Origin of the sequence: Methylomonas sp. LWB (assembly GCF_001856095.1) — a bacterium.
Taxonomy (GTDB): Bacteria; Pseudomonadota; Gammaproteobacteria; order Methylococcales; family Methylomonadaceae; genus Methylomonas; species Methylomonas koyamae_A.
This window is the reverse complement of the sequence record NZ_MKMC01000003.1, coordinates 151,874-171,260: the sequence shown is the minus strand read 5'-3', so window position 1 is coordinate 171,260 and position 19,387 is coordinate 151,874. Positions and strand designations below refer to the sequence as shown.

The window sequence follows — 19,387 nt, the reverse complement described above, 5'->3', positions numbered from 1 at the left end:
AGCATGGACGCCGTCCAAAAAGCCAACTCCGGCCACCCTGGTGCGCCGATGGGCATGGCCGACATCGCTGAAGTATTGTGGAACGATTTTCTGAGCCACAACCCCACCAACCCCAAATGGCCGAATCGCGACCGCTTTGTCCTGTCCAACGGTCACGGCTCCATGCTGATTTACTCGCTGTTGCACCTGAGCGGCTATAACCTGCCGATCGACCAGTTGAAACAGTTCCGGCAACTGCACTCCAAAACGCCGGGTCACCCGGAATACGGCTACACCGACGGCGTCGAAACCACCACCGGCCCCTTGGGCCAAGGCATCACCAATGCCGTCGGTTTCGCCATCGCCGAACGCGCGCTGGCCGGTCAATTCAACCGTCCCGGCCACGACATCGTCGACCACCACACCTACGTGTTCCTGGGCGACGGCTGCTTGATGGAAGGCATTTCCCACGAAGCCTGCTCGCTGGCCGGCTCCATGGGCCTGGGTAAACTGATCGCCATCTACGACGACAACAACATCTCCATCGACGGCGAAGTGCGCGGCCACGGCGACGTCCACGGCTGGTTCCTGGACGACACCCCGAAACGCTTCGAAGCCTACGGCTGGCACGTCATCCCCAAAGTCGACGGCCACGACCCGGAAGCCGTGAAGAAAGCCATCGAGGCCGCCAAAAGCGTCACCGATAAGCCCTCCATCCTCTGCTGCCAAACCATCATCGGTTTCGGCTCGCCGAACAAACAAGGCAAGGAAGAATGCCACGGAGCCGCCCTCGGTGAAGCCGAAGTCGCCGCCACCCGCGAAAAACTCGGTTGGCCGCACGCCCCGTTCGAAATCCCCGCCGACATCTACGCCGGATGGGACGCCAAAGCCAAGGGCGCCGAACGCGAAGCCGCCTGGAACGCCCAATTCGCCGCCTACCAAGCCGCGCATCCGGCCCTGGCCGCCGAATTCGAACGCCGCGTGGTCAAAGGCCAACTGCCCGGCGACTGGAGCGAAAAAGCCAATGCCTTCATCGCCGACGTCAATGCCAAAGCCGAAACCATCGCCAGCCGCAAAGCCTCGCAAAATACCCTGAACGGCTTCGGCCCGCTGTTGCCCGAACTCTTGGGCGGCTCCGCCGACCTGGCCGGTTCCAACCTGACCCTGTGGAAAGGCTGCAAAGACATCAACGCCAGCGGATACGACGGCAACTACGCCTACTACGGCGTCCGCGAATTCGGCATGAGCGCCATCATGAACGGCATCGCCCTGCACGGCGGCTTCAAGCCCTACGGCGCCACCTTCCTGATGTTCAGCGAATACGCCCGCAACGCGTTGCGGATGGCCGCACTGATGAAAGCGCCGACCATCTTCGTCTACACCCACGACTCCATCGGTCTGGGCGAAGACGGCCCGACCCACCAACCGATCGAACAAACCGCCACGCTGCGCATGATCCCCAACATGCAAGTCTGGCGTCCGTGCGACGCGGTGGAATCGGCGGTCAGCTGGAAAGCCGCGATCGAACGCACCGACGGCCCGAGCACCCTGATCTTCTCCCGGCAAAACCTGCCGCACATGCCGCGCAGCCAAGCCCAGATCGACGCGATCGCCAAAGGCGGCTACATCCTGAGCGGCGAAGGCAATCCGGACGCCATCATCATCGCCACCGGCTCCGAAGTCGAACTGGCGGCGAAAGCGGCCGAAGCGTTGAGCGCCAAAGGCAAAAACATCCGCGTGGTGTCCATGCCGTCGACCAACGTGTTCGAAGCGCAAGATCAGGCGTACAAAGACAGCGTACTGCCGCCGAGCGTGACCGCGCGCGTGGTAGTCGAAGCCGGCGTGACCGACAGCTGGTGGAAATACGCGGGCAGCCAAGGCCGAGTCGTGGGCCTGGACCGCTTCGGCGAATCGGCCCCGGCCGGCCAACTCTTCAAGGAGTTCGGCTTTACCGTGGATAATGTCGTCGCTAATGTGGAAGCCGTACTTTAATTTTTATAAACAGTAGCAGGGGTTTAAATTGTTGGTTCGTCAATGATTTAAACCCTGTGTTTCTAACAGCATAGGTGAAAGACGTGAAAACAAGTGAATTGACGAAAGGTGTGATGGCAGCCCTGCTGCTGAGCAGCTCCATGGTCGTGGCTCAGGATTATCCCGCCGCCGACTATCAGCCTAAGGTGCTATACAGCAACCCGGACTACGCCAACAGTAGCTCGGCTAGCAATGTTGTCGCGCCGGCTGCTAAAGTGGTGGAAACTGTGGAGGCGGATCCTAATTATCCCGCTACCAATTTCCAGCCGAAAGTGTTGTATTCTGATTCGGCTTACAAGCATGACAAAACGGCTCCTTCGATAGGCGGAGCCGCGACAAGTGTTAGCAGTGCGAGTTCGGATGCTGTGGTCGAATCGGCCAGTGCCGAACCAGCCAAGGAATCGTCTAACAACGCCTTGTTGGGCTTGGTTGGGTTGGCTGCGGTTGGTTTTTTCTTGTACAGCAGGAAGTCAGGGTCCTCTTCGTCCGGAGCCGGTTCTTCATCCGATAGTTCGGCTACCTCCGGTGAGGCCACCGGTGTTGAAAAATACATCGATCGCCTGGGTATGAATAAAACCGGGGTTGCTAAATACTTGGAAAAACAAGGTTCCAACCAAACTACCGGTGTGGCCAGATACATGGCTAAGCAAATCGTGAAAGACCGGGAAGCGGCGGCAGCCAAAGCTACCGGCGTGGAAAAATATCTGCGCGACCGCGGTTAATATAATCTGCGATAGCCGATAGATGTTGGCGAGTTAGTTTTCGCGCCCGCGAAATCGATCATCGGCTTTCTCCGAGTCGCCACTTCTCAAGGATGGACGCAAGCTATTTGCGTTGAACCTTGTGGAGTGGCGATTTGGTCTTTACCGGTCTTATTAATCAACCATCCTTTCGCGAGTTCGATGCGTCCGCTTTTCCGAGCTTGGGGCTTTCCGATAGCGAAAGACGAGTTTCATTTCAATCTGAGGATATTTTCATGGCAAAAAATTTATTGGAACAATTGCGCGAAATGACCGTCGTGGTCGCGGATACCGGCGACATTCAAGCGATCGAAACTTTCAAACCGCGCGACGCGACTACCAACCCGTCGTTGATTACCGCCGCCGCGCAGATGCCGCAATACCAAGGTATCGTTGACGATACGCTGAAGGGTGCTCGCGTAACCTTGGGTGCCGGTGCGTCTGCTGCTGAAGTAGCTTCACTGGCCTTCGATCGCTTGGCGGTTTCGTTCGGTTTGAAAATTCTGGAAATCATCGAGGGCCGCGTTTCAACCGAAGTGGACGCTCGCTTGTCCTACGATGTCGAAGGAACGATTGCCAAAGGCCGTGACATCATCGCTCAGTACAAAGCCGCCGGCATCGACACCGAAAAACGCATTCTGATCAAGATCGCCGCGACTTGGGAAGGTATTCAAGCTGCCGCCGTACTGGAAAAAGAAAACATTCATACTAATCTGACACTGTTGTTCGGCATCCACCAAGCAATTGCGTGTGCCGAAAATGGTATCCAACTGATCTCGCCATTCGTTGGCCGTATTCTGGATTGGTACAAAAAAGATACTGGCCGTGACTCGTACGCACCTTCCGAAGACCCTGGTGTATTGTCGGTCACCGAAATCTATAACTACTACAAAAAATTTGGTTATAAGACCGAAGTTATGGGCGCCAGCTTCCGTAACATTGGCGAAATCACCGAATTGGCGGGCTGCGATTTGTTGACGATTGCCCCTTCTCTGTTGGCCGAATTGCAATCAGTTGAAGGCGAATTACCACGTAAACTGGACGCAGCTAAAGCGGCGAGCGCAAATATCGAAAAGATTAGCGTGGACAAAGCGACTTTCGAACGTATGCATGAAGAAAACCGCATGGCGAACGATAAACTGAAGGAAGGTATTGACGGTTTTGCCAAGGCTCTGGAAGCTTTGGAGAAACTGCTGGCCGATCGTTTGGCCGTGCTGGAAGCTTAATTCCAGGCATCGGATTTGCGCGTTGTAATTTGCGCGCGATCTTTTTCCGATACGAAAGGCCGCCGAATCGAGTAAGCGGCCTTTGTTCATTAATATAGGTAAGTTAAATGGCAAAAATTTTTGATGTAGTAAAACCCGGTGTCGTAACCGGAGAAGATGTGCAAAAAGTCTTCGCGATTTGTAAGGAAAACAAATTTGCGCTGCCAGCGGTCAATGTTATTAGTACGGATACGATCAACTCAGTGCTGGAAGCCGCCGCGAAAGCCAAGTCTCCGGTTATTGTGCAATTTTCTAATGGCGGCGCCGCGTTTGTTGCCGGTAAAGGCCTGAAGTTGGAAGGCCAAGGTTGTTCCATCGCCGGCGCTATTTCCGGTGCGCGCCACGTTCACGCGATGGCCGAGTTGTACGGCGTACCGGTCATCCTGCACACCGACCACGCGGCGAAAAAACTGCTGCCTTGGGTTGACGGCATGCTGGACGAGGGCGAGAAACATTTTGCGGCAACCGGTAAACCGTTGTTTAGCTCGCATATGCTGGATCTCTCTGAAGAGAGTTTGGCGGAAAACATCGAGATCTGCGGCAAATACTTGGAGCGGATGTCTAAAATGGGCATGACGCTGGAGATCGAACTGGGCTGCACCGGCGGCGAGGAAGACGGGGTTGACAATTCCGGCATGGACCACTCCGCGCTGTATACCCAACCGGAAGACGTTGCTTATGCTTACGAGCATTTGAGCAAAATCAGCCACCGTTTCACGATTGCCGCATCATTCGGGAACGTGCACGGCGTCTACTCGCCAGGTAACGTTAAACTGACCCCGAAAATTTTGGACAACTCGCAAAAATATGTGTCCGAAAAATTCGGTTTGCCGAACAACGCACTGACCTTCGTTTTCCACGGCGGATCGGGTTCTTCTCCGGAAGAAATTAAAGAATCCATCAGCTACGGCGTCGTCAAAATGAACATCGACACCGATACCCAATGGGCGTCTTGGGAAGGGGTGATGAATTATTACAAGAAAAACGAAGGCTATTTGCAAGGCCAAATCGGTAATCCGGAAGGCGCTGACAAACCGAACAAAAAATACTACGATCCGCGTGTGTGGCAACGTGCAGGCCAAGAAGGCATGGTGACCCGTTTGTTGCAAGCATTCCGCGAATTGAACGCGGTCGACTCGTTGTAATCCGTTCGTCCGGCTGCAAAGGTACTCGCGACCTTTGCAGTCTCGTCGCTTCACCTCCGTCAACTAATTGACGGCAAATCCCCGCAAAATCTATTTACGGCCATTCTTTAGGCTCGGCTGACGACATCCGCAGGCTATACTATCTTTTCGCGAACCCGGTGTTTCTTATATTATCCGGTGCCTCGACAGCGGTCCGGCGAGCTACGTTAGGACTTGAAGCAGTTCTTGGCACGACCGGTGCTTATTCAATTCAACAGGTGGAATATGGCAGAAGAGCAAGGTAAATCGGAAGGAAAAAAGTCGCCTTTAAAGTTGATTTTAATCATCGTGGTAGTGTTGTTGGCGATGGTGGCTGGCGCTGCCGGTGGCTATTTTTACATGGCGAAAAAAGCAGAATCCGAGCACGGTAAACCGGATAACGAAGTAAAGCACGAAGAGGAAAAACACGACGAGGAACACGCCGAAGCGGTTCCGGAGGTTTATTATGAATTACCCAGCCCCCTGTTGGTCAATTTCCCGGCGGGGGCTAGCGCTAAGGTCATCAAGATTTCCTTGACGATTTTGACCAAGGGCGAGGCTAGTATCGAAGCGATGAAAAAGCACGAGCCGATGATACGCAACAATTTGTTGATGGCGATCAGCACGATTGGCGCCGATAAGGCCAAAACCACCGAGGGTAAGCAGGAGTTGCGGGCGATGATGCTGGCGGAAATCGGCAAGGTATTGGAAAAAATGGCCGGCAAGAATACGGTCAAAGATGTCTATTTCACTGAATTTGTAATGCAATAAATGTCTACCGCCGATCTGTTATCGCAAGACGAAATCGATGCGCTGTTGCACGGCGTCGACGATGGCGACGTTGAAACCGGGCCCGATGACGACGACTTAAGCCGAGGTGCGGCCAGACCTTACGACTTTAACAGTCAGGAACGCATCGTTCGGGGGCGGATGCCGACCCTGGAAATGGTTAATGAGCGTTTCGCGCGGCATTTTAGGATTGCATTGTTTAATTTCTTACGGCGGGCTGCGGAAATTTCGGTATCGGGCATTCAAGTACAAAAGTTTTCGGAGTTTATCCAGGGCTTGTTCGTACCGACCAATCTGAATGTTATCCGCATGTCGCCATTGCGGGGCCGAGCCTTGATTGTCATGGAGCCGAGGTTGGTATTTACCGCGGTGGACAACTTCTTTGGGGGGGGCGGGCAGTTTTACAACAAGGTTGAAGGCCGCGAGTTTACCCCGACCGAAATGCGGATTATTCGTCTGATCATCGATATGATCTTCAAGGATCTGGCTGAGGCCTGGAGACCGGTGATGGACATCGATTTCGAATACATCAATTCAGAGGTCAACCCGCAGTTCGCCAACATTGTCAGTCCTTCGGAAATCGTTGTGATTTCGACGATACACGTTGAACTGGAAGGCGGCGGAGGGGATATTAATATCGCGATGCCGTATTCGATGATAGAGCCTATCCGCGAATTGTTGGATGCGGTGACCAGTGATCGCGGCGAAGTGGACGGTCGTTGGCAAGAGTCTTTGCGTATCGAGGTGATGCGTAGCGAAGTGACCTTGAACAGCAATCTGATCGAAAAGGAAATGTTGATCAGCGATGTGATCGAATTAAAGAAGGGCGACGTGATACCGATCGATATGCCCGAAACCGTGGTCCTGGAAGTGGAGAGGGTGCCGGTTTTTCGCGGAAAGTTGGGTTTGTCCGATGGCAATTACGCGATCGAAATTACCGAAAAAATGAATTTAGACAACATTTAAACGATTGTAGGTTGTGGTCATGAGCGAAAACGACGAATTGGGCGACGACTGGGCGGCCGCGCTGAACGAGCAATCGGAAGCAGAGGCCGAAGCCGACTGGGGCGATGCGCTCAAGGAGCAAGCTGCCTCGGGGGCCGGAGGGTATACGGCTGCGGAGTTCCCGGAATTAGACGGAAAAGCCGGCCCGAAGGACGGCGCGCGCGGGGATGAAGTTAAACTGGATGTGATTCTGGATGTGCCGGTTACGGTTTCGTTGGAGATTGGCCGGACCAAGATCAACATCCGCAATTTGTTACAGCTTAACCAGGGGTCCGTGGTCGAACTGGACCGTTTCGCCGGCGAGCCGATGGACGTTTTGGTCAACGGAACCTTGGTCGCTCACGGCGAAGTAGTAGTGGTTAACGATAAGTTCGGTATACGTCTGACCGATATTATCAGTCCGTCCGAACGAGTTAGAAAGCTAGGCTGAGTGCCGTGCGGATTGCTTGCATGATCGGGTTGACGCTATCGGCGGGAGCGGCCGGCGCCGACGACGCCGCATCGCTGGCCCGAGCCGGCGGGCGCGTGGTTTCCCCGGCCGATGTCGGGCAGTGGTTGTTGGCATTATTGATTGTATTGGCGGTATTTTTTTTGGCGGCTTGGCTGTTGCGCAAGACCGGCGGTTTCGGAATATCCGCGAAGGGGCCGTTGGCTGTAGTCGCCGGCTTGCCGCTAGGTGTGCGCGAAAAGTTGGTGTTGGTCAGGGTCGGCGAAAAACAACTATTGTTGGGCGTCAGTAACGGCCGCATCGACAAATTATTAGAACTGGAAGGCGATCAGCGCTTGTTTCTGGGGGGCGCCGATACGGCAGATACCGCGCCCTTCGCGAAGAAATTGCTGGAAGTGCTACAAGGTAGGGTGGGCTGATGCTGTGGCGGCTGTGGGTCGGGCTGGTTGGCGCTGCCTTGCTGATGCTGGGGCCGGTCGCCGCGGACGCGGCGGGTATCGACGCGGTGACGGTGACGACCAATCCCAAGGGCGGCGAAACCTATTCGGTGACGATCCAAATCCTGGCGCTGATGACGATGCTGACCGTGCTGCCGGCATTGTTGCTGTCGATGACGGCATTTACCCGGATCATGATCGTGCTCGGTCTGTTAAGGCAGGCCATCGGCGCCGCCCAGGCGCCGAGCAATCAAGTGTTGCTGGGTCTGTCATTGTTTCTGACGATATTCATCATGATGCCGGTGTTCGAAAAGGTTAACGAAACCGCGGTACAGCCCTACCTGGAAGAGAAAATCGATACGCTGACCGCGTTGCAAAAAGCCTCCGAGCCGTTCAGGCAGTTCATGCTCAAGCAGACTCGCGAGGCTGATTTGGACACCTTCGTGCGGATTTCCGGCCGGCAACAGATCGATAAGCCCGAGGATGTGCCGTTTTCGTTGCTGGTGCCGGCTTACCTGACCAGCGAGTTGAAGACCGCATTTCAAATCGGTTTCCTGATCTTTCTACCGTTTCTGGTGATCGATTTGGTGGTTGCCAGCGTGCTAATGTCGATGGGGATGATGATGCTGTCGCCGATGATCGTGGCTTTGCCGTTCAAGATCATGTTGTTCGTGTTGGCGGACGGTTGGACGATGGTGTTGGAAATGCTGGCTGCCAGTTTTTACGTTTAATGCGGGGGCGGCAATGACTAACGAGACTATTTCAATCATTGCCCAGGAAACCGTCTGGGTTTCTTTAAAATTGATGGGGCCGGTGTTGCTGACGTCGTTGTGCGTCGGCTTGTTGATTTCGATGTTTCAGGCCGCGACGTCGATACAGGAGCAAACCCTGACTTTTATCCCTAAATTGGCCTCCATCATTGTTGTGTTGATGATCGCCGGCCCCGGCATGTTGCAGACCCTGATCGATTACTTTCAGGATTTGATGCGAGACATTCCAACGCTGATAGGATGAATGTTCGCGAAGACGAATTGCTGGCTTATTTGACGACCTTTATTTGGCCGTTTTTTCGGATCAGTTCGATGTTCGTGACGATACCGGTATTCAGCGTTCGCGCCTTGCCGGCCAGAATTCGTGTGCTGGCCAGCTTATTGATTACCTTCACTTTATTACCGGCGTTGCCGGCGATGCCCGATGTCGAACTGTTCGGGTACGATGGCTTGGTCGTCGCGGTGCAACAGGTGGCATTAGGTATGACGACCGGTTTCATTCTGCAAATGGTCTTCTCGGTGATGTTGTTTGCCGGGCAAACCATCGCCTACAGCATGGGCTTGGGCTTTGCGTCGATGGTTGACCCTGCCACCGGTGTGCAAGTACCGGTTATCGCGCAGCTGTTTGTCATTGCCGGCAGCTTCAGTTTTTTGGCGGTGGACGGGCATTTATTGTTGATCGAGATGCTGGCGCGTAGCTTCCATGCCCTGCCGGTTTCGACCGAGGGCTTACGCAAGGAAGATCTGTGGTTGATCGTGATGTGGAGCGGTCAAATCTTTGCCGAGGGCTTGTTGTTGGCGCTGCCGGTGATGGCCGCGTTGCTGTTCGTCAATATTAGCTTCGGCGTTGCCTCCAAGGCGGCTCCGCAATTGCAAGTGTTCGGCGTGGGTTTTCCAATCACGATATTGTTGGGCATGATCCTGGTCTGGATCGGTTTGCCGGTGTTGCTGGAAGGCTTTGGCGAAAGTTTGCGGGACGGCTTTGCTCTGGTCGGGCAAATCTTGAGGCTGGGCTGATGGCTGAAGATTCCGGCCAAGACAAAACCGAAGACCCTACCGGCAAGCGGCTCTCCGAGTCGCGTAAAAAAGGCCAGCTACCGCGGTCCAAGGAGCTTAACACCTTTGTCACGTTAATCGTGGCATCGGCGCTGTTCGTTTACATCGGCCGACATATGGCGGAGGGCCTGTTGGCGATGATGAAGCAACAATTCCGACTTAGCCGCGATCAGGTGTTCGATCCGGCGACACCGGTCGCCCACCTTAAGCTGGCCTTGGTCGACGGCTTCACGGTCGTGGCTCCGTTTATGCTGATTCTTCTGGTCGCCGATTTTTTGGCATCGCTACTCCTCGGCGGCTGGAATTTCGCCAGCGAAGCCTATCACCCCAAGTTTTCCAAGTTGAATCCGCTCGCCGGCATGAAACGTTTGGTCGGCATTCAGGGCGTTGTCGAATTGATCAAAGCCGTCATTAAAACGCTGCTGGTGGCGATCGTGGCGTGGAATTTATTCAAACTGCATTTCGACGACTTCATGGGTATTAGCCGGATACCGGTCGATCAAGCCATCTACCGGGTCGGCGATATTATCGTGGTCGGCCTGTTGATCATGAGCTCGACGCTAGCCTTGGTGGTGATGCTGGACGTGCCTTACCAGCTCTGGAACAACCAGCGCCATTTGAAAATGACTAAGCAGGAAGTGCGCGAGGAAGCCAAGGATCAGGAGGGCAGTCCAGAGGTTAAGGGCAAGATCCGGCGCATGCAAATGGAAGCGGCGCGGCGGCGCATGATGGATGCGGTGCCTAGCGCCGACGTCATCGTCACCAATCCGACGCATTTCGCGGTGGCGCTGAAATACGATCCCAGCGGGTCCGGCGCGCCGATTTTGGTCGCAAAAGGGACGGACTTGATTGCCAGCCAAATCCGCGAATTGGCGCTGGCGGCCAAAGTGCCGCTGGTGGCAGCCCCCGCGCTCGCGCGCGCCTTGTACTACTCTACCGAACTGAACCAAGAGGTGCCGCGCGGCCTGTTTTTGGCGGTCGCGCAAGTGCTGGCCTACGTGTTTCAATTGCGGGCCTCCACTCAACAAGGCTGGGGACGGCCGACGCCGCCGACCGACGTATATGTCCCAGACGATTTCAAGCAATAACCGATTCCGATGGATTTCAGCAAAATTCTTGCTACGCTAAAGTCGCTGACCGGCCTGGGGCTGGGCGCGCCGCTATTGATTGTCATGTTGTTGGCGCTGCTGATATTGCCGCTGCCGCCGTTTTTGCTGGATCTGTTCTTCACCTTTAACATCGCGTTTTCGCTGATTATCCTGCTGGTTGTCATTTATACGCTGAAACCGCTGGAATTCGCGTCGTTTCCGACCGTGATTCTGATCGCCACTTTGTTACGGCTGGCCTTGAACGTCGCATCGACTCGTGTGGTGTTGATCCGCGGTCACGAGGGTGGCGATGCGGCGGGCAAGGTCATCGAAGCCTTCGGTTCGTTCGTGATCGGCGGCAATTTCGCGGTCGGTATCGTCGTGTTCGTGATTTTGGTCGTCATCAATTTTGTCGTCGTGACCAAGGGCGCCGGCCGGGTCGCCGAGGTGAGCGCCCGCTTTACGTTGGATGCGATGCCCGGCAAACAAATGGCGATCGACGCCGATTTGAATTCGGGTTTGATCAATCAGGACGAGGCTCGCGCCCGCCGTGAGGAAGTCGCCGCCGAGGCGGATTTTTACGGGTCGATGGACGGTGCCAGCAAGTTCGTACGCGGCGACGCGGTCGCGGGCATCATCATCTTGTTCGTCAACATGATCGGCGGTTTGGCGATCGGCGTCGGCCAGCACGACATGAGCTTCGCCAACGCGGCCAATGTTTACGTGTTGCTGACGATAGGCGACGGTTTGGTGGCGCAGATTCCGTCGTTGCTGTTGTCGGTGGCCTCGGCGATGGTAGTGACGCGGGTGCGCGGCTCCAAACAGGACATAGGCAAGCAGGTCACCTCGCAGTTGTTCGAGGACCCGCGTACCTTGCTGGTGACGGCGGCGGTGATGGGTTTGTTGGGCATTATCCCCGGCATGCCCAATCTGGTGTTCATACTGCTGGCCTTGTCCCTGGTGGGAGCCGCTTATTTGATCGATCGGCGCCGCAAGCTCGAGGAAGAAAAAGCGCTGGAAATGGAGCGGATGGTCTCGCCGCAGCAATTGGCCAAAACCGAAATCAAGGAGTTGGGTTGGGATGATGTGATGCCGGTCGATGCGATCGGCCTGGAAGTCGGTTATCGGTTGATTCCGTTGGTGGATCGCAACCAAGGCGGTCAATTGATGATGCGCATCAAGGGCGTGCGCAAGAAGCTGTCTCAGGAGCTGGGCTTTTTGATTCCGTCGGTGCATATTCGCGACAACTTGGATTTGTCGCCGACCGAATACCGGATTTCGTTGATGGGGGTGACGGTCGGCGAAGCCAGCATCATGCCGGAGAAAGAAATGGCGATCAATCCAGGGCGGGTGTTTGGCACGGTGCAAGGCACGGCCTGCAAGGACCCGGCGTTCGGTTTGGATGCTGTCTGGATCGACGCCGGCCAAAAGGATCAGGCGCAAACGCTGGGATACACTGTCGTCGATCCCAGCACCGTGGTCGCGACCCATCTAAGCCATATTCTGCAAAGCAACGCGCACGAACTGTTCGGGTACGAAGAAGCGCAGCAACTGCTCGACAATCTAAGCAAGTTGGCGCCGAAACTGGTCGAGGATTTGGTGCCTAAGACCCTGCCACTGGGAATCCTGGTTAAAGTGCTGCAAAACCTGCTGCAAGAGCGGGTGTCGATCCGGGATATGCGGACGATCGCCGAAACTTTGGCGGAGTACGGGGTCAAGAGTCAAGATCCGGACATCTTGACCTCCGCGGTTCGGGTGGCCTTGGGCCGATCTATTGTCCATGAAATCAATGGTGCGCAGGCCGAGATCCCGGTGATTACTCTCGATCCTGGCTTGGAACAGATATTGCATAAGTCATTGCAGACGGCGGGCGATGGCGGCGCGGGTTTGGAACCGGGCTTGGCCGAGCAGATGCACAGGTCGTTGGAGGAAAGTGCCCAGCACATGGAATTGGAAGGCCAAGTGCCGATATTGCTGGTGTCCTCCTTCATCAGGCCTTGGCTGGCGCGCTTCGTCCGTCATTCGATATCCGGCTTACATGTGCTGGCCTATAATGAAATTCCTCAAGATCGGCAGATCAGAGTGGTTTCCACAGTTGGGCAGCGTGCAAAATGAATTGAGGTTGCGCGATGAAAATTAAACGCTTTTTTGCGGCAGATATACGTCAGGCCATGCGTATGGTCAAAGAAGAGCTGGGAGCCGACGCGGTGATTATGTCGAACCGCTCAGTGGATGGTGGTGTCGAAATTGTGGCGGCCCGCGATTTTGATGAACAAGTCATTCATAAAAATCTGAAGCAGCGGGAACAAGAGAAACAGGCGGTCGCCGAACCCAAGAAGTTGGAGTTGCCGGATTTCGACGCTGAACAAAAGCCCGTCCACTTAGTCAGCAGCGCCAGAAAGCGCGGCGCCGAAAATTCGACACCAGTCAATCCGATCCGCCGCCATCTCGATCAATATATCGGCTACGCTGAAAAGCTGCAGGTTGCCAACGTTAATGCCCAAAAAATCGGCGAAAAACTGAAAGCCGCCGACAAACCAGCCGAGAAACCGGCTTGGGCGGGCGGCGACCCGAAAATCCGAACCGTCGCGGAAGCCAAGCCGGCCGCCCCCGCCAAACCAGCGGTTGCCGACCAGTTCATGGCCGAGATGCGTGGCGAGATGAAAGAGCTGAGGGCCATGCTGGATGCCAAATTGTCCGGTTTAGTCACGCAGTTGCCGCAATCGGCGGCGCCGGTTCGGCAAGCCTTGCAGGATCGGCTGATGGATAGCGGTTTTTCCCGGACGCTGGCCGGCAAGATCGCCAATCGATTGGGCAGTCACCAACAATTGGATACCGCCTTCGCTAAGTCGCGGGACATGTTGGCCGGCTTGCTGCCGATCGCCGACGACGATTTGCTGGAGCGCGGCGGTATCGCCGCCCTGGTCGGTTCCACCGGCGTCGGCAAGACCACGACGATCGCTAAACTGGCCGCCCAGTTTATTTTGAAACACGGTACCCGGCAGATCGCGCTGATTACCACCGACAACTTCCGAATCGGCGCCCACGAGCAGATCAACACCTATGGCCGTATTCTGGACGTGCCGGTGCGCGTCGCCAACGACGCCAACGAATTGCGGCGGCATATCGACAGTTTTTCAGACAAGCGTCTGATTTTGATCGATACCGCCGGCATGAGCCAGCGCGACATGCGCCTAGCCGAGCAACTGAAAACCCTCCAGCACGGCGATTTGCCGATACGCACGTATTTGGTGATGTCGGCGACAACCCAATACAAATCGATGTTGGAAATTATCGAGGCGTTCCGGATACTGGAACCGCAAGCGACTATACTTACCAAATTGGATGAGGCGGTCAGTAAGGCGACGGCGTTGTCGGCGATAATCGAGCGACGCATGCCGTTATCGTTCGTCACCGACGGTCAGCAAGTGCCGGAAGATATATTTCTGCCCGATGCCGGCGCTTTGATCCGGCAATGTCTGGCCGACGCCGAAGAGGCGCCGGCGTACGAGGGCGAGAACCAAGACGATTGGATGGCGGAAAGCCATGCATAAGCCACTCGATCAGGCAGCCGGAATTAGACAAATGAGACAGATGAAACCAGTACGAGTAATCGCCGTGACTAGCGGCAAGGGTGGCGTCGGCAAAACCAACTTGTCCGTCAACATTGGTGTGGCCCTGGCCAAAATGGGACGGCGGGTGGCCATACTCGACGCCGACATGGGCTTGGCGAACGTCGATATTTTGTTGGGGATGTTTCCCGAATACAACCTGTCGCATGTTCTAAACGGCGAAAAGACGTTGCGGGAAATCATGATGACCGGACCCGCCGGCCTGAAGATTATCCCGGCGTCGTCGGGCATCCAGCGCATGTCCGATCTGTCGAATGTCGAACAGGCTGGCGTGATTAGGGCTTTTAGCGACATCGACAAGGATCTCGATGTGCTGATCGTCGATACGGCGGCCGGTATTTCGTCGAGCGTGGTCAATTTCGCTCGTGCCTGCCAGGAAGTGATCGTAGTGGTCTGCGACGAACCGACTTCGTTGGCCGATGCGTATGCCTATATCAAGTTGTTGAACCGTGACTACGGCTTGAACAGTTTTCATATTGTCACGAATATGGTGCAGTCCGCCGAACACGGGCAGGCCCTATTTACCAAACTGAGCAAGGTTACCGATCGCTATCTGGACGTGGCGCTACAATTTGTCGGCGCGGTTCCGCAAGATGAATATCTGCGGAAATCGGTACAGAAACAGCAGCCAGTCGTCGAAGCCTTTCCGCAGAGCAAGGCGGCCTTGGCGATTAAAAATCTAGCGAGAAAAATCGACAGTTGGCCGATCAAGCCCAAGGCCGGCGGCTATTTGGAGTTCTTTGTCGAGCGGATGATTCAATATAGCGCCAAAGAGGATGTTGCATGAGTGGAGCGGCAATGTACGCTGCCGTGCAGGCCGGAAATCTGGATAACTTGGTTATCCAGCACGCGCCGCTCGTCAAACGCATTGCCTACCATTTAATGGGTCGTTTGCCAGACACTGTACAAATCGATGACATGATTCAGTCCGGCATGCTCGGACTGTTGGAAGCGCTAAAGCATTACGACGCTGCTCAGGGTGCCAGTTTCGAAACCTACGCCGGCATCCGAATCCGCGGAGCGATGCTTGACGAATTACGCCGCTCCGATTGGACGCCGCGCTCGGTCCATAAAAAAGCCAGGGCGGCGGCCGAAGCGATTCGCGATGTGGAGAGCCGCCTGGGTCGAGATGCCAAGGATAGCGAAGTCGCCCGGCAGATGGGCATCAGCCTGGAGGAATACGGCCGGATTTTGCAGGACGCGATGTCTTGCAAAACCTTTAGCGTCGAAGAATTGGTGCAGGGCGAAGACGGCGTCATCGACGCGGTACACGATGGATTTCAGCCGGAAGAAGCGTTAATCCGGCAAAGTTTTCAACAAGCGCTGGCCAAGGCGATTGCCGAGTTGCCGGAGCGTGAGCGGTTGGTTATATCGTTGTATTACGACGACGAACTGAATTTGCGCGAGATTGGCAAGGTATTGGATGTCAGCGAATCCCGGGTCAGTCAAATATGCAGTCAAGCCCTGCTGCGGCTCCGGGCTAGGCTTGCAGATTGGCTGGAAGGAACAGATAATGAAAAGTCGGGTTAATTTGTGGTTATTGCCGAACGTTGGTTCGGTTTTTTCAGCGAATCGCCTCTTTCTCAAATGAATTAAGTAGTCAGGGTGGAGATTTTCCTTGGATAAGAATATGCGCATTCTGGTTGTCGACGACTTTTCGACAATGCGGAGAATTGTAAAAAACCTTTTGAAAGATCTGGGGTTTACGAACACTGTGGAAGCCGACGATGGCCGAACGGCGTTGCCGATACTCGAAAAGGGCGGTATCGATTTTCTGATTACCGACTGGAATATGCCGGGGATGACCGGTATCGATCTGCTAAGAGCGGTGCGAGCCCACCCGAGCCTGGCCAATCTACCGGTGCTGATGGTGACGGCGGAAGCCAAGCGGGAGCAGATTATCACCGCGGCCCAAGCCGGTGTGAACGGTTATGTGATCAAACCGTTTACGGCGGCAACGTTGAAAGAAAAAATCGAAAAGATTTTCGAGCGTATCGAAGGCTAATTGTCCGGAACGAGGCCCATGAATAGTGATTTGCTGAATTTGACCCGGAATTTGGTCGCGGCGCTGGAAAAGCAGGATGAAAACGAGGCGGATCGCCTGTTGGATCAAGTCGCCGGGCTGCGGGAGACGCAATTGTTCAAGGAAGTCGGTCGTTTGACTCGGCAGCTTCACGACACCATGGTCAGTTTTTCCGTCGACTCGAAAATTACCGAATTGACTGCCCACGACATTCCGGATGCCAAGGAGCGCTTGCATTATGTGATCGCGATGACCGAGCAGGCCGCCGACCAGACCTTGACCGCCGTCGAAGAATTGCTGCCGGTTTCCGATGAGTTGAGCGATAGGGCCAAACAATTGGCGCAACAGTGGAACCGGTTTTTAGATAGGGAAATGCCTTTCGAAGAGTTCAAGGCCATGAGCGTGGAACTCAGCCAGTATTTCAATCAAACCCAAGGTTCGTTTGAGCGGATTCAACAAGGTTTGAACGATATTCTGATGGCTCAAGGCTTTCAGGACATCACGGGCCAAATCATTCGTCGCGTCATCGACTTGGTTCAGGAATTGGAAACCAGCATGGTCAATTTGATCAGTATTTCCAGCTCGCGGGTCGTGCCGCATGCCGCTCGCGCCGAGTCGGCATCGCACGAATTGCCGGGGCCTGTAGTGCCGGGCGTGGACGACAAGGCTGGCGATGTCGCCACCAGTCAAGTGGATGTCGATGATTTGCTCTCCAGCTTGGGTTTCTGAGGAAAGACTATGGCGATCGATTTGGACGACGAAATTTTGCAGGATTTCTTGGTCGAAGCCGGAGAAATTCTGGAGTCACTTGGCGAACAATTGGTTGAACTAGAGCAATCGCCCAGTGATTTCGAACTGCTAAACGCGATTTTTCGCGGCTTTCATACCATCAAGGGTGGCGCCGGTTTTCTGTCGATTTCCGCACTGGTCGATATTTGTCACAGTGCCGAGGATGTATTCAATGTCTTGAGGCAGGGCGATCGCCAAGTTACTCCGGATTTGATGGATGCAATTCTGCAAGTCATCGACATCGTCAATGAGATGTTCAATATTGTGCGTACCGGCAACATGCCGAAAGCCGCCGATCAGGGCTTGTTACAGCGTTTGCACGGTTTCGCGACAGCTTCTTCCTCCGAAGATACGCTCCCGGAGCCGGAGCCGGAGCCGGAGCCGGAGCCGGAGTCTGATGCTGAGCAGGAGTCCGACCATTTGGAAGTCGTCGACCCACAGGGTTTGACGCCGCAGGAATTGGTTGCGCAAGAATTCGAGGCGATGCTGGATCCAGAGGAAATGGACGAATCCGAGACCGGAACCAGCGACTTAATTACCGAACAAGAGTTCGAAGAACTGCTCGACGCATTGCACGGGAAGGGCGGTTCACCGACGGTGCCCGCATCCGCCAAGCCGGTTGCCGACGACGAAATCACCGAAGACGAGTTCGAAAATTTACTTGATGAGTTGCACGGCAAAGGCAAGTTTTCCGCCGCTCCCGTTGAGAACCCAAGCCCGGCCACCGATTCCGGAGACATCACCGACGAAGAATTCGAGCAGGTCCTGGACTCATTGCACGGAAAAGGTAGGTTCGATGCCGCGAATTTACCGTTAGGCGACATCGAGCCTATGGTTATCGATCCGGAACCGGTCGTGGAAGCCCCCAAACCGGAAACGGCAAAACCGGTCGTGCCCCGAGCCGAGGTCAGCAAACCCCTTTCGGACAACGAGCGGACCCCGGCCGCCAAGGTAGTCGGTGTTGAAAACGGCAATGCCAAGGCGACTCCTCAAGCCGATACCACGGTTAGGGTAGACACCCAGATCCTCGACGATATTATGAATATGGTGGGCGAGTTGGTCTTGGTCCGTAACCGGTTTCAGACCTTGAAGGCCACGGCTGAAGCCAACGAACAGCTTTCCAAGGCAATTTCCAATCTGGATGTCGTGACCGCAGATCTGCAACTTGCGGTGATGAAGACCCGAATGCAACCGATTAAAAAAGTGTTCGGTCGCTTTCCTCGGGTGGTACGCGATTTGGCCAGAAATTTGAAAAAGGAAATTCGCTTGGACTTGGTCGGCGAAGACACCGATCTGGATAAAAACTTGGTGGAGGCTTTGGCCGATCCGTTGGTGCATTTAGTTAGAAACGCCGTCGACCATGGCATAGAGTCACCCAGCGAGCGCGAAGCGCAAGGCAAGCCCAGAGAGGGCGTGGTCGTATTGAAAGCGTCGCAGGAGGGCGACCACATCCAACTGTCGATCACCGATGACGGTAAGGGCATGAATGCCAACGTGCTGCGAGCGAAAGCGGTCGAAAAAGGTCTGATGGATGAAGAAAGCGCGGCCAGGCTGGACGACAAGGAGTGCTACAACCTGATCTTCGTGCCCGGTTTTTCGACGAAAAGCGAAATTTCCGATGTGTCCGGTCGCGGTGTCGGCATGGACGTTGTCAAAACCCGGATCGCCCAAATGAACGGTATCGTCGAGATCGATTCGGTCGAGGGGCGCGGCAGTACCATTATTATCAAAGTTCCGCTGACGCTGGCGATCATGCCGACTCTCATGGTCAAACTGGGCGGGCAGGCCTTTGCATTACCGTTGGCCAGCGTGTTGGAAATCCTCGATCTGGATTTGAGCAAAACCAACAAAGTGGACGGGCAGTTGGTCGTCATGGTTCGTAATAAGGCCTTGCCCTTGTTTTATCTTAGCGAATGGTTGGTGCAGACGCCTTATTATCGGACGTCGGAGGCGCAGGGTACCAGTCACGTCGTCGTGGTGAACGCCGGCGGTCGTCAGGTCGGCTTCGTCGTCGACCAGCTGGTCGGCCAGGAAGAGGTGGTTATCAAGGCATTAGGCGCAAAGTTGCACGGCTTGGATGGCTTATCGGGAGCTACGATCACCGGGGACGGAAAAATCGCGTTGATACTTGACGTGCCGGGTCTGGTGAAAAAATACGCGATCTGACGACTG

Annotated in this window: 19 protein-coding genes; all 19 read left to right on the top strand. The window is 55.0% G+C overall.

The features are described 5' to 3' along the window. On the top strand, positions 1-1,971 hold a 1,971-nt coding region (gene tkt / locus BJL95_RS01565; protein WP_254786659.1), incomplete at its 5' end, for a transketolase. An 83-nt stretch (positions 1,972-2,054) separates the two neighbouring features. Further along, positions 2,055-2,732 carry a hypothetical protein gene (locus tag BJL95_RS01560; RefSeq protein WP_254786658.1) on the top strand — a complete coding sequence of 226 codons (678 nt, stop codon included), beginning with the start codon at positions 2,055-2,057 and terminating at the stop codon, positions 2,730-2,732. Positions 2,733-2,986: 254 nt separating this feature from the next. Continuing rightward, the gene (locus BJL95_RS01555; protein ID WP_064025095.1) at positions 2,987-3,976 is read left to right on the top strand and encodes a transaldolase; all 990 of its coding nucleotides are present in this window, start codon (positions 2,987-2,989) and stop codon (positions 3,974-3,976) included. Between the two features lie 107 nt (positions 3,977-4,083). Continuing rightward, positions 4,084-5,160, top strand: a complete 1,077-nt coding sequence (fbaA, locus tag BJL95_RS01550) for a class II fructose-bisphosphate aldolase (RefSeq protein ID WP_064025093.1) — start codon at positions 4,084-4,086, stop codon at positions 5,158-5,160. A 264-nt stretch (positions 5,161-5,424) separates the two neighbouring features. Next, positions 5,425-5,949 (top strand): flagellar basal body-associated FliL family protein, encoded by a 525-nt coding sequence (locus BJL95_RS01545; RefSeq protein WP_071154989.1) that lies wholly within the window; start codon positions 5,425-5,427, stop codon positions 5,947-5,949. Next, the gene (gene fliM, locus BJL95_RS01540) at positions 5,950-6,933 is read left to right on the top strand and encodes a flagellar motor switch protein FliM (RefSeq protein WP_071154988.1); all 984 of its coding nucleotides are present in this window, start codon (positions 5,950-5,952) and stop codon (positions 6,931-6,933) included. Between the two features lie 19 nt (positions 6,934-6,952). Next, positions 6,953-7,402 carry a flagellar motor switch protein FliN gene (gene fliN / locus BJL95_RS01535; RefSeq protein ID WP_064025086.1) on the top strand — a complete coding sequence of 150 codons (450 nt, stop codon included), beginning with the start codon at positions 6,953-6,955 and terminating at the stop codon, positions 7,400-7,402. A 20-nt stretch (positions 7,403-7,422) separates the two neighbouring features. After that, positions 7,423-7,839 carry a flagellar biosynthetic protein FliO gene (fliO, locus tag BJL95_RS01530; protein WP_071154987.1) on the top strand — a complete coding sequence of 139 codons (417 nt, stop codon included), beginning with the start codon at positions 7,423-7,425 and terminating at the stop codon, positions 7,837-7,839. Between the two features lie 44 nt (positions 7,840-7,883). Further along, complete coding sequence (gene fliP / locus BJL95_RS01525) at positions 7,884-8,588, top strand: flagellar type III secretion system pore protein FliP (protein ID WP_254786662.1); 705 nt, start codon at positions 7,884-7,886, stop codon at positions 8,586-8,588. Positions 8,589-8,601: 13 nt separating this feature from the next. Continuing rightward, on the top strand, positions 8,602-8,871 hold the full coding sequence (gene fliQ, locus BJL95_RS01520; RefSeq protein WP_064025080.1) for a flagellar biosynthesis protein FliQ: 270 nt from the start codon (positions 8,602-8,604) through the stop codon (positions 8,869-8,871). Next, positions 8,868-9,644, top strand: a complete 777-nt coding sequence (gene fliR / locus BJL95_RS01515) for a flagellar biosynthetic protein FliR (RefSeq protein ID WP_064025078.1) — start codon at positions 8,868-8,870, stop codon at positions 9,642-9,644. Before fliQ ends, fliR begins: the two co-directional genes overlap by 4 nt. Further along, positions 9,644-10,771: a flagellar biosynthesis protein FlhB gene (flhB, locus tag BJL95_RS01510; RefSeq protein WP_071154985.1), complete on the top strand. Its 1,128-nt coding sequence runs from the start codon at positions 9,644-9,646 to the stop codon at positions 10,769-10,771. Before fliR ends, flhB begins: the two co-directional genes overlap by 1 nt. A gap of 9 nt (positions 10,772-10,780) precedes the next feature. Continuing rightward, complete coding sequence (gene flhA, locus BJL95_RS01505) at positions 10,781-12,886, top strand: flagellar biosynthesis protein FlhA (RefSeq protein ID WP_064025074.1); 2,106 nt, start codon at positions 10,781-10,783, stop codon at positions 12,884-12,886. Positions 12,887-12,900: 14 nt separating this feature from the next. Beyond that, the gene (flhF, locus tag BJL95_RS01500) at positions 12,901-14,325 is read left to right on the top strand and encodes a flagellar biosynthesis protein FlhF (protein WP_064025072.1); all 1,425 of its coding nucleotides are present in this window, start codon (positions 12,901-12,903) and stop codon (positions 14,323-14,325) included. A 31-nt stretch (positions 14,326-14,356) separates the two neighbouring features. Further along, positions 14,357-15,190 (top strand): MinD/ParA family protein, encoded by an 834-nt coding sequence (locus BJL95_RS01495; RefSeq protein WP_064025070.1) that lies wholly within the window; start codon positions 14,357-14,359, stop codon positions 15,188-15,190. Beyond that, positions 15,187-15,933 (top strand): RNA polymerase sigma factor FliA, encoded by a 747-nt coding sequence (locus BJL95_RS01490; RefSeq protein ID WP_071154984.1) that lies wholly within the window; start codon positions 15,187-15,189, stop codon positions 15,931-15,933. The genes BJL95_RS01495 and BJL95_RS01490 overlap by 4 nt, the downstream gene beginning before the upstream one ends. An 88-nt stretch (positions 15,934-16,021) precedes the next feature. Next, entirely contained in the window at positions 16,022-16,408 is a 387-nt protein-coding gene (gene cheY / locus BJL95_RS01485; RefSeq protein WP_082885339.1) for a chemotaxis response regulator CheY, read from the top strand. Positions 16,409-16,426: 18 nt separating this feature from the next. Then, complete coding sequence (locus BJL95_RS01480) at positions 16,427-17,155, top strand: protein phosphatase CheZ (protein WP_064025064.1); 729 nt, start codon at positions 16,427-16,429, stop codon at positions 17,153-17,155. A 9-nt stretch (positions 17,156-17,164) separates the two neighbouring features. Further along, positions 17,165-19,381 (top strand): chemotaxis protein CheA, encoded by a 2,217-nt coding sequence (locus BJL95_RS01475; protein ID WP_071154983.1) that lies wholly within the window; start codon positions 17,165-17,167, stop codon positions 19,379-19,381. The last annotated feature ends 6 nt before the right edge of the window (positions 19,382-19,387 follow it).